General features: G+C 60.7%; 11 protein-coding genes and 2 tRNA genes. 4 read left to right on the top strand and 9 right to left on the bottom strand.

All coding sequences use genetic code 11. The features are described 5' to 3' along the window. Nucleotides 1-6: 6 nt before the first annotated feature. The 7 genes from dnaB to rnr all read right to left on the bottom strand — a co-directional run bounded on the left by dnaB (nt 7) and on the right by rnr (nt 7180). Nucleotides 7-1401 (bottom strand): replicative DNA helicase, encoded by a 1395-nt coding sequence (dnaB, locus tag AC19YT_RS04705; protein WP_095109516.1) that lies wholly within the window; start codon nt 1399-1401, stop codon nt 7-9. Between the two features lie 126 nt (nt 1402-1527). Next, entirely contained in the window at nt 1528-1974 is a 447-nt protein-coding gene (gene rplI, locus AC19YT_RS04700) for a 50S ribosomal protein L9 (RefSeq protein ID WP_027617542.1), read from the bottom strand. Between the two features lie 19 nt (nt 1975-1993). After that, nucleotides 1994-2887: a YybS family protein gene (locus tag AC19YT_RS04695; RefSeq protein WP_095109365.1), complete on the bottom strand. Its 894-nt coding sequence runs from the start codon at nt 2885-2887 to the stop codon at nt 1994-1996. Nucleotides 2888-2923: 36 nt separating this feature from the next. Continuing rightward, the gene (gene rpsR, locus AC19YT_RS04690) at nt 2924-3154 is read right to left on the bottom strand and encodes a 30S ribosomal protein S18 (RefSeq protein WP_002551829.1); all 231 of its coding nucleotides are present in this window, start codon (nt 3152-3154) and stop codon (nt 2924-2926) included. Between the two features lie 28 nt (nt 3155-3182). Next, nucleotides 3183-3605: a 30S ribosomal protein S6 gene (gene rpsF, locus AC19YT_RS04685; protein ID WP_003217491.1), complete on the bottom strand. Its 423-nt coding sequence runs from the start codon at nt 3603-3605 to the stop codon at nt 3183-3185. 204 nt (nt 3606-3809) lie between these two features. Next, nucleotides 3810-4571, bottom strand: a complete 762-nt coding sequence (rlmB, locus tag AC19YT_RS04680; protein WP_095109364.1) for a 23S rRNA (guanosine(2251)-2'-O)-methyltransferase RlmB — start codon at nt 4569-4571, stop codon at nt 3810-3812. Continuing rightward, entirely contained in the window at nt 4568-7180 is a 2613-nt protein-coding gene (gene rnr / locus AC19YT_RS04675) for a ribonuclease R (protein ID WP_500609835.1), read from the bottom strand. The genes rlmB and rnr overlap by 4 nt, the downstream gene beginning before the upstream one ends. 224 nt (nt 7181-7404) lie before the next feature. On the opposite strand from rnr, the gene AC19YT_RS04670 reads away from it, so the two are divergent. The 4 genes from AC19YT_RS04670 (at nt 7405) to AC19YT_RS04655 (ending at nt 10574) form a co-directional block, all read left to right on the top strand. Further along, nucleotides 7405-7491 (top strand) — tRNA-Leu (locus tag AC19YT_RS04670). Between the two features lie 187 nt (nt 7492-7678). After that, a tRNA-Leu gene (locus AC19YT_RS04665) sits at nt 7679-7765 on the top strand. A 218-nt stretch (nt 7766-7983) separates the two neighbouring features. Then, a complete protein-coding gene (locus tag AC19YT_RS04660) occupies nt 7984-9009 on the top strand; it encodes an extracellular solute-binding protein (RefSeq protein WP_500609834.1) in 1026 nt (341 codons plus the stop codon). Continuing rightward, complete coding sequence (locus AC19YT_RS04655; RefSeq protein WP_500609833.1) at nt 9009-10574, top strand: ABC transporter permease; 1566 nt, start codon at nt 9009-9011, stop codon at nt 10572-10574. Before AC19YT_RS04660 ends, AC19YT_RS04655 begins: the two co-directional genes overlap by 1 nt. A 56-nt stretch (nt 10575-10630) precedes the next feature. Here AC19YT_RS04655 and AC19YT_RS04650 read toward each other — a convergent pair whose 3' ends face one another. Continuing rightward, the gene (locus tag AC19YT_RS04650) at nt 10631-12565 is read right to left on the bottom strand and encodes a methyl-accepting chemotaxis protein (RefSeq protein ID WP_095109360.1); all 1935 of its coding nucleotides are present in this window, start codon (nt 12563-12565) and stop codon (nt 10631-10633) included. Nucleotides 12566-12704: 139 nt separating this feature from the next. Next, complete coding sequence (locus AC19YT_RS04645) at nt 12705-13994, bottom strand: adenylosuccinate synthase (protein WP_095109359.1); 1290 nt, start codon at nt 13992-13994, stop codon at nt 12705-12707. Nucleotides 13995-14030: the final 36 nt, after the last annotated feature.

The raw sequence follows: 14030 nt of genomic DNA, 5'->3' as shown, positions 1-14030 counted from the left end.
GAGGCGTTACTCGTCGTCAAAGTTGTAGCTGCCCGGCGCCAGGTTCTCGAAGCGCGTGTACTTGCCAATAAACGCCAAGCGCGCCGTGCCGATGGGGCCGTTACGCTGCTTGCCGATGATGATCTCGGCAATGCCCTTGTGCTCGGTCTCGGGGTGATACACCTCGTCGCGATACACGAACATGATGACGTCGGCGTCTTGCTCGATAGCGCCGGATTCACGCAAGTCGGAGTTGATCGGGCGCTTGTTGGGGCGTTGCTCCAGGGAGCGGTTGAGCTGGGACAGGGCCACCACCGGGCAGTTGAACTCCTTGGCCAGGGCCTTGAGGGAGCGGGAGATCTCGGAAATTTCGTTGGTGCGGTTGTCGCCCCCCGAACCCGGGATCTGCATCAATTGCAGGTAGTCGATCATGATGAGGCCGATGTCGCCGTGCTCACGCACCAGGCGCCGGGTGCGGGCGCGCATCTCCGAAGGGCTGATGCCGGCGGTATCGTCGATGAACAACTTGCGGTCGTTGAGTAGATTGACCGCCGAGGTCAGGCGCGGCCAGTCGTCATCTTCCAGGCGACCGGCGCGGACCTTGGTTTGGTCGATCCGCCCCAGGGACGACAACATACGCATAATCAGCGATTCGCCTGGCATCTCCAGGGAATACACCAAAACCGCCTTCTCGCTGCGCAACACGGCGTTTTCCACCAGGTTCATCGCGAACGTGGTCTTACCCATGGACGGACGACCGGCGACGATAATCAGGTCCGAAGGCTGCAAGCCACTGGTCATGCCGTCGAGGTCGGTGTAACCGGTGGACAGGCCCGTGATGGCGTTATCGGTGTTGAACAGGGTATCGATGCGGTCGATGGCCTTGGTCAGCAGGTCGTTGACGCTGACCGGGCCACCGGTTTTCGGCCGGGCCTCGGCGATCTGGAAAATCTGCCGTTCGGCTTCGTCGAGAATCTCCTCGGCGGTGCGCCCTTCCGGGTTGAAGGCACTGTCAGCGATTTCAGTGCTGATGGCGATCAACTGGCGCAGGGTGGCGCGCTGACGGACGATCTGTGCGTAAGCCTTGATGTTGGCGACCGACGGCGTGTTTTTCGCCAGTTCACCCAGATAACCGAGGCCGCCGACCTGGGCACTCTGGCCTTCCTTGTCCAGTTGCTCGGCCAGGGTCACTACGTCTATCGGTGAGTTCTGGTCCGCCAACTTGGCAATGGCGCGGAAGATCAGGCGGTGGTCATGGCGATAGAAGTCACCGTCCGAGACTTGATCGAGCACGCGTTCCCAGGCGTTGTTGTCCAGCATCAGACCACCGAGCACAGCCTGTTCGGCCTCGATGGAATGGGGCGGGACCTTCAGGGCAGCGGTTTGCAGATCGTATTGCTCGGGAACAGAGATATCGTTCATGGCCACTTGGAATTGGGGGTGGTGAAAAATCGGAAGCTGCAGAAAAACAAAAGGCACGACCTGTAAACAGGATCGTGCCCGATGTTAACCGTCCAGCACACAAGGTGCCAGACGATTGCGTGCTGCTTAAGCAGCCACCACAACAACGCGTACGGTTGCTTCGACTTCGGCGTGCAGGTGCACGGCCACGTCGAATTCGCCAACGTTGCGGATGGTGCCGTTTGGCAGACGAACTTCGCTTTTTGCCACTTCAACGCCAGAGGCGGTCAGTGCATCAGCGATGTCGTGGGTGCCGATCGAACCGAACAGCTTGCCTTCGTCACCAGCGGTGGCAGTGATAGTCACTTCCAGCTCAGCCAGTTGGGCAGCACGGCTTTCAGCCGAAGCTTTCTTGTCCGCTGCTGCTTTTTCCAGCTCGGCGCGACGCTCTTCGAACGCAGCCAGGTTGGCAGCGGTCGCAGCGGTAGCCTTGCCGTAAGGCAGCAGGTAGTTACGACCGTAGCCGGCCTTAACATTTACTTTGTCGCCCAGGTTGCCCAGGTTGGCGACTTTTTCCAGAAGGATCAGTTGCATGTGAAAATCCTCTTAACTTTTAACCTTCACCGTTCGCGCTATCGGCGTCTTTCGGCGCCAAACGACCGCGAAAATCAATCAGGCTGTCGACAATGGCCAACACCACGAGCAACGGATAGATCAGCTGCATGAACAGCAACAGCGTTACGTACAACCCCACCAGCCAAAACTTGGCCAGACGCTTATGCGCCACCAGCCCGTGCATCAGGGCCAGCCCGGCGAACACCAACGGTACGCTGCACAACGGCGTCAACATGGCCATCTGGGAACCGAAGTTCGGCCCCACAAGCATGCACGCCAGCAGCAACATCGCCGGCCCCAGCGGGATTCGGATGGCGCGAAACTCGCGACCAAAACCACCCGGGTTGTACAACAACGCCTGCCAATAACGCCCAAGCATCAGGCTCAACAAGCTGACGACCTGCAACAATGCCGCAATCAGGCCGGTCAGGACCGGTGCCACCAGTGCTGCGAGACGCGCTCGCTCCTCTACCGAGAACTGCTGGTAGAGATCCCCGAGGGCCAGCGGCAGGATTTTTATCAATTCCTGCGCCAAGCCTTCGATCTGAGGGCGGAAAGCCGCACCCAACACCACTGAAAACACCAACCCCATCGCTATGCTGACCAGCAGCACGCGGTTCCAGGACTCGCTTGCGCGCAAAACCAACGCAAGGCCCGAAGACCCCAGCAGCACCATGAGTGCGCGAGGATCTGAGGAGTACAGCCACCAGAACAAGGCCGGCAGCAATCCCAGGGCAACGACGCCCAAGGCATCCTTCAAACCGCGCCGCAGCAGCACAAGGCTTCCTGCGGCAGCACCCAACCAATACAACAGCGGCAATGCAGCACATCCGGCCACTACAGCAGTGGCCTGCACACGACCGCGCATGATGAACTCAGCTAAGGCGCGCATGCATTCAATCCCTTACTACGTGTCGACTGCCCGGTCTCAGCGGCCGTGGCTGTCGGTGTAGGCCAGCAGGGCCAGGAAGCGGGCGCGCTTGATAGCGGTGGCCAGCTGACGCTGATAACGAGCTTTGGTACCGGTGATGCGGCTTGGAACGATTTTGCCGGTCTCGGATACGTAGGCTTTCAGAGTGTTGAGATCTTTGTAATCGATCTCTTTCACGTCTTCAGCGGTGAAGCGGCAGAATTTACGACGACGGAAGAAACGTGCCATGTAATTGGCTCCTTAAAAGGTCCGTGGATTACTCGTCAGCGTTATCGCTGTTGTCGCTGTCATCACTATCAGCGCTTTCAGCGCCTTCGTGCTCAGGACGGTCGCGACGCTCACGGCGCTCACTGCGGTTTTCTTCAGCCTTGAGCATCTCGGATTGGCCAGTAACGGCTTCTTCGCGACGGATGACCAGGTTACGGATCACTGCATCGTTGTAGCGGAAGTTGTCTTCCAGCTCGGCCAGGGCCTTGCCGGTGCACTCAACGTTCAGCATCACGTAGTGAGCCTTGTGAACATTGTTGATTGCGTAGGCCAGTTGACGACGGCCCCAATCTTCCAGACGGTGGATTTTGCCGCCGTCTTCTTCGATCAGCTTGGTGTAACGCTCAACCATGCCGCCGACTTGCTCGCTTTGATCCGGGTGGACCAAAAAGATGATTTCGTAATGACGCATGAATGCTCCTTACGGGTTGTAGCCTGCCGCTCAAAAGCGGTCAGACAAGGAGTGAATGACACTTATGGACCTTGCCACGGTGAGGCACATGCGTGCCTGCCATGAAGGCAAGGGGCGCAATAGTAGAGAAGGAGGCTCTAAGCTGCAAGCTGCAAGTGACAAGCTGCAAGCGCATCGACGCTTAACTTGCAGCTTAGGGCTGATTTACTTGCGTGTAGCGGCGGCTTTTTTCGCGCCGCGCTGGCGCTGGGCCTCGAACAGGCATACGCCGGTCGCCACGGACACGTTGAGGCTGCTGACGCTGCCCGCCATCGGCAGGTTCACCAGGTAGTCACAATGTTCGCGGGTCAGGCGGCGCATGCCTTTGCCTTCGGCACCCATAATCAGGATGGTCGGGCCGGTCAGGTCTTGGTCATAGATGCTGACCTCCGCCTCCCCTGCCGTGCCCACGACCCACAGGCCGCGCTGCTGGAGCTTTTCCAGCGTCCGGGCCAGGTTGGTCACGGCCACTAGCGGGATCACTTCCGCCGCACCGCAGGCCACTTTTCGTACAGTCGGCGTCAGGGTTGCCGACTTGTCCTTGGGCACAATTACCGCCAGCGCACCCGCCGCATCGGCCGAACGCAGGCAAGCGCCGAGGTTGTGCGGGTCGGTCACACCGTCGAGCACCAGCAACAGCGGCGCGCCTTCGGTGCGATCCAGGAGCTCATCGAGCATGGCTTCGCCCCAGACCTGGCTCGGGCTCACATCCGCGACCACGCCCTGGTGCACGCCTTCGACCCAGGCGTCCATCTCGCGACGCTCGGCCTGGCCGACCGCAACGCGGTTTTCGTTGGCCAGCTCGATCAGGGTCTGCACCCGCGGATCATTGCGGCCTTCGGCCAGCCAGATCTGCTTGACGCGCTTGGGGTGGTGACGCAGCAACGCTTCCACGGCATGCACGCCGTAGATTTTTTCCAGACTCATGACTTGGCCTTAGGTTTGCGCGCCCCGCCGCTTTTCGCAGCCGGGGCCGAGCCTGCCTTGGGCGGGCCCTTACGGTGTTTACTCGGTTTGCTCGACTTGTCCGACGCTGCGGGCTTTCCCCCAGACGCCGCTTTACCACCGCTTTTCGCTTCGGCCAACAACGCCTGCTTCAATTCACGGCTTTTGCGCAACTCGGCGTTTTTCGCCGCCGCATCGCTTGGGCGATAGGCTTCGCTGGCCTTCTCTTTGGTCGAAGTGCGGCGCCCGGTTTTGGCCGGCGCTGGTTCGGTGGCGGTCTTAGCGGCTGGGGCGGTTGCTTCTGCACCCCGTTTCTTGCGGCCGATCGGCGCGCTGATGGTTTTTTCAGCCATCTCGAAGTCGATCTTGCGCTCGTCCAAATCGACGCGCATGACCCGCACTTCCACGGTGTCACCCAAGCGGAAGCTACGGCCGGTGCGCTCGCCAGCGAGGCGGTGGTGCACAGGATCGAAGTGGTAGTAATCGCCCGGCAATGCCGTGACGTGAACCAGGCCTTCGACGTAGATATCGGTCAGCTCGACGAACAGACCGAAACCGGTCACGGCGGTAATGACCCCCGGGAACGACTCGCCCACGCGGTCTTTCATGAACTCGCACTTGAGCCAGTTCACAACGTCGCGGGTCGCTTCGTCGGCACGGCGTTCGCTCATTGAGCACTGCTCGCCGAGTTGCTCCAGGGCCGCTTCGTCGTACGGATAGATCCGCGCCTTGGGAATGCTCATGGCACCGGCGCGCTTGACGTGCGGGGTGTTCATCTTCGAATGGATCACGCTGCGGATCGCCCGGTGCGTGAGCAAGTCCGGGTAGCGGCGGATCGGCGAGGTGAAGTGGGTATAGGCTTCGTAGTTCAGGCCGAAGTGGCCCTGGTTATCAGCGCTATACACTGCCTGGCTCAACGAGCGCAGCATGACGGTCTGGATCAGGTGGAAATCCGGACGATCCTTGATGCTGGCCAACAGTGCCTGGTAATCCTTCGGCGATGGGCCGTCCTTGCCTTTATGCAGGGACAAACCGAGTTCACCCAGGAAAGCGCGCAGTTTTTCCAGGCGCTCCGGCGGCGGACCATCGTGCACCCGGTACAGAGCTGGGATTTCATGCTTTTTGAGGAATTCCGCGGTGGCCACGTTGGCCGCCAGCATGCACTCTTCGATCAGCTTGTGGGCATCGTTGCGGGTGGTCGGGGTGATTTCCGCGATCTTGCGCTCGGAGCCGAAGATGATTCGGGTTTCCTGGGTTTCAAAGTCGATGGCACCGCGCACATGACGAGCGCCCAGCAGCACCTTGTACAGCGCATAAAGCTGCTTGAGGTGCGGCACGACATGGCCGTACTCACCGCGCAGGGCCTTGGCCTCGCTGGTTTTCGGCTGTTCCAGGATGGTGCTGACCTTGTTGTAGGTCAGGCGCGCCTGAGAGTGGATCACCGCTTCGTAGAACTGGTAATCGGTCATTTCGCCGGTCTTGGACATGGTCATCTCGCACACCATGGCCAAACGGTCGACTTTCGGGTTCAGCGAGCACAAGCCGTTGGACAGTTGCTCCGGCAGCATCGGGATCACGCGCTCGGGGAAGTACACCGAGTTGCCGCGTACCTGGGCTTCATTGTCCAGGGCCGAGCCAATCTTCACGTAGCTGGAAACGTCGGCAATCGCCACGTACAACTTCCAGCCGCCGGAGAACAGGCGCAGCTTGCCCGGCTTGGCTTCGCAGTACACCGCATCGTCGAAGTCGCGGGCATCTTCGCCGTCGATGGTGACGAATGGCAGGTGGCGCAGGTCGATGCGCTTCTCTTTGTCCTTTTCCTCGACTTCCGGCTTGAGCTTGGCGGCTTCTTTGAGCACCGCTTCAGGCCAGACATGGGGAATGTCGTAGGTACGCAGCGCGACATCGATTTCCATGCCGGGCGCCATGTAATTGCCCACCACTTCCACCACATCACCTTGTGGCTGGAAGCGTGGCGTCGGCCAGTGAGTGATTTTCACCTCAACGAATTGGCCGACTTTGGCGCTGGCGTTGCGACCCGGAGTCACCAGCACTTCCTGCTGGATCTTCGGATTATCGGCAACCACGAAGCCGATGCCGCCCTCCTCGAAATAGCGACCGACGATGGTCTCGTGGGCACGGGACACCACTTCGACGATCACGCCTTCGCGGCGGCCACGACGATCCAGACCGGAAACACGGGCCAACGCGCGGTCACCATCGAACACTAGGCGCATTTGCGCCGGGCTCATGAACAGGTCGTCGCTGCCGTCATCCGGCACCAAGAAGCCAAAGCCGTCACGGTGGCCGCTGATGCGCCCCAGGATCAGGTCGAGCTTGTCCACCGGCGCATAAGTGCCACGGCGCGTGTAGATCAGTTGAGCATCGCGCTCCATGGCACGCAGGCGGCGGCGCAAGGCTTCGAGCTGGTCTTCGGTGGTCAGGCCGAATTCTTCTACCAGTTGCTCGCGGCTAGCAGGCGAACCCCGATCAGCAAGGTGCTGAAGGATCAGTTCACGGCTAGGAATAGGGTTTTCATATTTTTCCGCTTCACGAGCGGCCTCGGGATCGAGGGACTGCCAATCGGCCATTAGAGAGTTTTCACCTTGTCTATATGCGGGTTAGTTTGGCATAGGCGTAATGAAACGGGAAATTTCAGACTCCAAGAGCCCCTTAAAAGCCCTTTGACCTACGCAGAAAACGCATTAGAAGACCGCTCGCGAATTTTTCGCTGGTTTTTTGATAACAGGGGTTTACAGCTCAAAACTGCCTCCGTATAGTGCGCGCCATCGACGACGTAGCCGTTGCCGATACTGCCCAGATGGTGAAATTGGTAGACACGCCAGCTTCAGGTGCTGGTGACCGCAAGGTCGTGGAAGTTCGAGTCTTCTTCTGGGCACCAAATTCAGAGCTTGAGGTTAGTTCAACTTTGAAGCTCACACAAAAACCCGCGAAAGCGGGTTTTTGCATTCCAAGTGTTTGATTTCATTCCAAGTATTCGGTTTATTAAAACGAAAACAGGGGTTTACAGATCAAAACTCTCTCCGTATAGTTCGCCCCATCAACAGCGCGAAAATGTTGTTGATACTGCCCAGATGGTGAAATTGGTAGACACGCCAGCTTCAGGTGCTGGTGACCGCAAGGTCGTGGAAGTTCGAGTCTTCTTCTGGGCACCAATTCAAGCATCAGCCTCTCACGCTGGTGTTTCACAAAAACCCGCGAAAGCGGGTTTTTGCATTTCTGGCTTTTTGATTTGCAAAACTGCGCACACCTCCTCAGCAAGCCCTCCCCATTTCCCTCCTCGGCAGTCAAGCGGTATCCATCCGCACTTGAGAAACAATATCGTTTATTATTGTTACAAGTTTTTGCAATGCGACCGCGAGGAACCCTGCGAATGATGCTTCGATATACCCGACGTGCAACCTCCCTTCTACGTGGCTTGATCCTCTCCCTGCTGGGCCTGGCCCTGTTCGCACCACTCGCCCAGGCTGGCGACCCGGTCACCCTGACGCTCTACAACGGCCAGCACAAGGAAGTGGGGGACGCCGTGGCCAAGGCGTTTGAGGCCAAGACCGGTATTCACGTCAACGTGCGCAAGGGCAGCAGCAACCAGCTCGCCAGCCAGATCGTCGAAGAAGGCGACCGCTCCCCCGCCGATGTGATCTACACCGAGGAGTCCCCTCCCCTGAACAAACTCGGTGAACAAGGCCTGCTGGCCAAAGCCGACGACGCCACACTCACCGTGTTGCCCAAGGACTACGTGGCGAGCAATGGCACCTGGATCGGCGTGACCGCTCGTGTGCGCGTGGTGGCGTTCAACCCGAAACTGATCGACGAAAAAGACCTGCCCAAAACCGTGCTGGATTTCGCCAACCCCGAGTGGCAGGGCAAAGTCGGCTTCGTGCCCACCAGCGGCGCGTTCCAGGAACAAGCGGTGGCGATCATCAAATTACATGGCATGGACGCGGCCGAAGAATGGCTCACCGGCCTGCGCGCTTTCGGCAAAACCTACAGCAACAACATGGTGGCGCTCAAAGCCGTGGAGAACGGTGAAGTCGCCACCGTGCTGGTGAACAACTACTACTGGTTCGCCCTGCAACGGGAAAAAGGCAAGCTCGACTCCAAACTGCACTACTTCACCGATGGCGACGCCGGCGGGCTGATTACCGTGTCTAGCGCTGCGGTCATCAAGTCCAGCAAATACCCAAAAGAAGCCCAACAGTTGCTCGCCTACATGGTCAGCGAAGAAGGCCAGCGCGTGATTACCCAGACCACCGCCGAATATCCGCTGCACAAAGGCATGGAGTCGGATCGCGGGCTCAAGCCGTTCAGTGAACTGCAGGCGCCGAAAGTCACCCCGGCGGACCTGGGCAACGCCGAAGAAGCCCTGGACCTGGAACGTGACGTTGGCCTGAACTGATGGGCACATCGCTGCGCGCGCGCGCCCAAGGCTCGAACTATGTGCCCGGGCGCAAACGCCCCTCGATCTGGCTGCTGCTACCGGTGTTGCTGCTGATCGGCCTCAGCTTGCTGCCCCTGCTATATGTGGGGCTCAAGGCCTGGCAGGCCGGCTGGGCCGAGGCGGTGCATCTGCTGTGGCGGCCCTATGTGCTGCGCCTGCTGAGCAACAACTTACTGCTGATGGTTGGCGTGACGATGGCTTGCGGGGTCATTGGCCTGTCGCTGGCCTGGTTGCTGGAGCGCAGCAACCTACCTGGGCGACGCCTGTGGGGCGTGATCCTGTGCTTGCCGTTCGCGGTACCGGCGTTTGTCAGCAGCTTCACCTGGGTATCTTTGAGCGCCAGTTTCGAGGGCCTGGGCGGGGCGATTCTCGTAATGACCCTGTCCAAGTACCCGCTGGTGTTTTTGCCGGTGGCGGCGACGCTGCGCAACCTCGACCCATCCCTGGAGGAGTCCGCCCGCACCCTGGGGCAAAACCGCTGGGGAGTGTTCTTTCGTGTCACCTTGCCCCTGCTCTGGCCATCGTTGCTGGCCGGCTCACTGCTGATTGCCCTGCACATGCTGGTGGAGTTCGGCGCCCTGTCGATCATTGGCCTGCAAACCTTTACCACGGCGATTTACCAGCAGTTTGAACTGGAGTTCAGCAACGCCAACGCTGCGATGCTCTCGGCAGTGCTGCTCGCCCTCTGCCTGGTGCTGCTGGGGCTGGAGTTACGGGTACGCGGCAAGGGCCGCCACGTGCGCACCGGCCAAGGCGCGGCACGCCATGGCGAACAAGTGCGCCTGGGCAACTGGGCACTGATGGGGCAGGCCTATTGCCTGATACTGGCGATCATTGGCAGCGGTGTGCCCCTGGGGATGCTGGCTTATTGGTTGGCGGTGGGGTCTTCGGCGGCCTTTCCCGTGGCGGCCATCAGCGAGGCCTTGCTCTCGTCCCTGGCCCTGTCCCTGGGCGGCGCGGCGCTGTGCCTGGTGCTGGCGGTGCCCGTCGGCTTGCTGGTGGTGCGCTACAAAGGTGCCTTGGCGCTGTGGGCCGAACGCCTGCCGTACCTACTGCACGCTCTGCCGGGACTGGTGATCGCACTGACCCTGGTGTTCTTCGCCCTCCATTACGTGCCCGTGCTTTATCAGACGTCGGCCTTGCTGCTGATCGCCTACGCCCTGTTGTTTCTGCCCTTGGCGCAGGCACCGATCCGCACCGCACTAAACAAAGCCGCGCCGCAATTGGAGGAAGCCGCACGCACCCTTGGCGCCAGCTCCTTCAGCGCGTTTTGCCGGGTGACCCTGCCGATCATCTTCCCGGCCCTGGGCGCTGCGTTTGCGCTGGTGTTCCTGGATGCCATGAAAGAGCTCACCGCGACCCTGCTGCTCAGCCCCACCGGGCTCAACACCCTGGCCACCGAGGTGTGGGCGCATACGGCGAATGTGGAGTTCGCCGCCGCCGCACCCTATGCGGCGCTGCTGATCCTGGTGTCGGGGTTACCGGTGTATTTGCTGACGACGCGGATGTACCTGAGCCGTTGAAATAGGCCTGGTGGCTGTGGGAGGGAGCCCGCTCCCACAGAAGATCTACGACCCACTTAAGCCTTGAACTGCCCCAAGCTCGCCTTCAGCTGCGCCGCGAGGCCATCGAGCACCTTGCCGCTGGCCGTAGTCTCTATCACCGCTTGCGCCGCTTGCTCGGCCTGAGCGTGGATGGTTTCAACCCGTCCCCGCACCGCGTGCGCGCCCTGAGCCTGATGCGCCGCCGCCTGGGTCGCCAGGCCAATGGCCGCGTGAACTTGCTCCACCGATGACTGCACCGATTGCTGCAAGCGTGCACTGTCGCGCAGCACCAACAAGCCTTCACTGGCCTGGCGCCCGGCCTGACCAATCGCAGCCACCGCCTCCCGCGCGCCCTGCTGCAAGGCGCCGATGTGGGCCTGGATATCGCCGGTGGAACTCTGGGTCTTGCTGGCCAGCGCGCGCACCTCGTCGGCCACCACCGCGAAACCGCGCCCGGTTTCACCGGCTCGCGCCGCCTCGATAGCCGCGTTCAACGCCAACAGGTTGGTCTGCTCGGCGATCCCGTGGATCACCGTCAGCACCACCTCGATCTGCTCGCTCTGCTGCGCCAGGCGCTCGATAACCTTGGCCCCGGTGTCCACCTGCCCGGCCAGCGCCTCAATCAGGCTACCCACCTGAGCCGAAGTGCGAGTGTTCTCGTCCGTGGCCTGGCGGATCTCCACCACTTGCTGCAATGCCGACTGCATGGCCTGGCTCTCTGCCTGCGCTTCATCGGCCATCTGCGACAGCGCCCGCAGGCTTTCGGCCACTTCGTCGCGCTGGGACGCGGCCGCCGCATCGGCACCCGCATTGCGCCGGGTCATGGCGCCGATTTCCACGCCAGTACGCTGGGCCACATCGCCCGCCTCGCGCACGATGGGCTGCAATTTATCCACAAAGCGATTGACCGCCGAGGCCATGTCGCCGATTTCATCCTTGCTGTTGATTTGCACACGCTTGGTCAGGTCGCCGTCCCCGGCCGCCAGATCGTCCATGGCCGCAATCAGCAGGTGCAAGCGATTGACCACCCGACGCCCCAGCACCACAGCCAATAGCAGCAAGACGCCAAAGCCCACCAGGGCCAGGGCCAGGCCAATGCGCCAGCGCAACGTCGCCGCCGCTTCCTGCACGGTGCTGGCGGTGTTGTCTTTCATTGCCGCCGCCGTGCCCTGGGCAGATTGCAGGCGCGCGCGCATAGCCGTGGCGCTGTCAGCCGCCGCGCCCTTGAGGCTGTCATCCACCAATTGGTCGCTGCTGGCGATCAACGCGCTAAAGCGTTTGTCCAGCGCCGCCAGGTCGGTTTCCACCGACGCTGTCGACACGCCCATCAGCACCTTGCCGATTTCCACGCCATTGGGGTTGATGGAGGCTTCCAGGTAGTACACCGACTTATCGTTCTTCGCCGCGTCCAGCACCTTATCCAGCGCCCGCTCGCCTTGGCCTTTTTCCAGAAGGGCCTTGTTGATCGGGTTTTCCCGGTTCAGGTAGCGGGTCAGATGCTGGCCCGTAGCGTCGTCATACACCACGAACAACACGTTGGGGTTGCGCTGCGCGCGTCGTGCGAATTCAGACAGGGTTGGCACATCGTTGTCCCACATGGCGCGCGGCGCCACGGAGGCCAGGAGCTGGGCCATATCGTTAGCCGAATCCTGAAGGTCTTTCTCCAACGTGGCGCGAAGTTGCGCCTGCTCATCTTCCAGGCGCGACGAAAGCCCCGCCGTGAGGCGCTGACGCGTGCTGCTGGAGAGGCCGTCGAGGCTCGACGTCACCTCGCGCCCGGCCTGCTCCAATTCACCCGAAAGCTTCTGGCTATCCACACCCAACCGATTGGCCAAATCGGCCTCCAACGCGGTCACCGTGCTCCGAGTTAGTGCAACGGCCACCAGCACTTGCACCAAAAGAGCGATACCAAGGGTAACGAACACCGGTCGCAACAGCCGGCTTTGTAACAATGAGAGAACGGCAGACATTGGGAATCCCTCCACCTAGGGTGCCATTAAATTGATAGCACCACCAAAGAGGGAAACACAGCAAGGGTCGTGCCGCTTGTCAGGCAGAAACGACAAAGGGCCCAATCGAGGGCCCTTTGCTTTTTACATCAACAGCTTATTACGCGAACGGATGACGCAGAACGATGGTTTCGTTGCGGTCCGGGCCCGTCGAAATAATGTCGATCGGCGCGCCGATCAGCTCTTCGACGCGTTTGATGTAAGCACGGGCGTTGGCAGGCAGCTCTTCCAGCGTCTTGGCGCCCACGGTGGACTCGGTCCAGCCCGGCACTTCTTCGTACACAGGCTGCAGGCCCACGTAGCTGTCAGCGTCAGTCGGGGCTACGTCTTTACCTTCTGCATCTTTGTAGCCGATGCAGATGTTGATGGCTTCCAGACCGTCGAGTACGTCCAGCTTGGTCAGGCAGATGCCCGAAATGCTGTTCACGTCGATAGCGCGACGCAGGATAACGGCGTCGAACCAACCACAACGACGAGCGCGACCGGTGGTGGCGCCGAACTCGTGACCTTGTTTGGCCAGGTGCGCGCCGACTTCGTCGAACAGCTCGGTCGGGAACGGGCCCGAACCGACGCGCGTGGTGTAAGCCTTGGTGATGCCCAGGATGTAGTCCAGGAACATAGGGCCCACACCCGAACCGGTAGCAACGCCGCCCGCGGTGGTGTTGGAGCTGGTTACATAGGGGTAGGTACCGTGGTCGATGTCCAGCAACGAGCCCTGGGCGCCTTCGAACATGATGTCTTTGCCAGCACGACGCAGGTCGTGCAGCTCGGCCGTCACGTCCAGCATCAGCGGCTTGAGCAGCTCGGCGTACTCCTTGCACTCGGCCAGGGTCTTGTCGAAGTCGATGGCCGGCTCTTTGTAGTAACCCACCAGCATGAAGTTGTGGTAATCCACCAGTTCACGCAGCTTGTCTTCAAAACGTGGCATGTTGAGCAGGTCGCCCACACGCAGGCCACGACGCGCAACCTTGTCTTCGTAAGCCGGGCCGATGCCGCGACCGGTGGTACCGATCTTCAACTCGCCACGGGCCTTTTCACGGGCTTGGTCCAGCGCAACGTGGAAGGACAGGATCAACGGGCAGGAAGGGCTGATACGCAGGCGCTCACGCACCGGTACGCCTTTCTCTTCCAGCTTGGTGATTTCCCGCAGCAGGGCGTCCGGTGCAACCACCACGCCGTTGCCGATCAGGCACTGCACGCCTTCGCGCAGCACGCCCGACGGGATTAGGTGCAAGACGGTTTTCTCGCCGTCGATCACCAGGGTGTGGCCCGCGTTGTGGCCACCTTGGTAGCGCACTACGGCGGCAGCATGTTCGGTCAGCAGATCAACGATCTTGCCTTTGCCCTCATCACCCCATTGGGTGCCCAGGACTACGACATTCTTACCCATAACACTTGTCCTCATTCGCGCAAACTTGGTGCCGGC

Source organism: Pseudomonas sp. MF08875, assembly GCF_059862525.1.
This window is presented reverse-complemented; position numbering and strand designations above follow the sequence as displayed.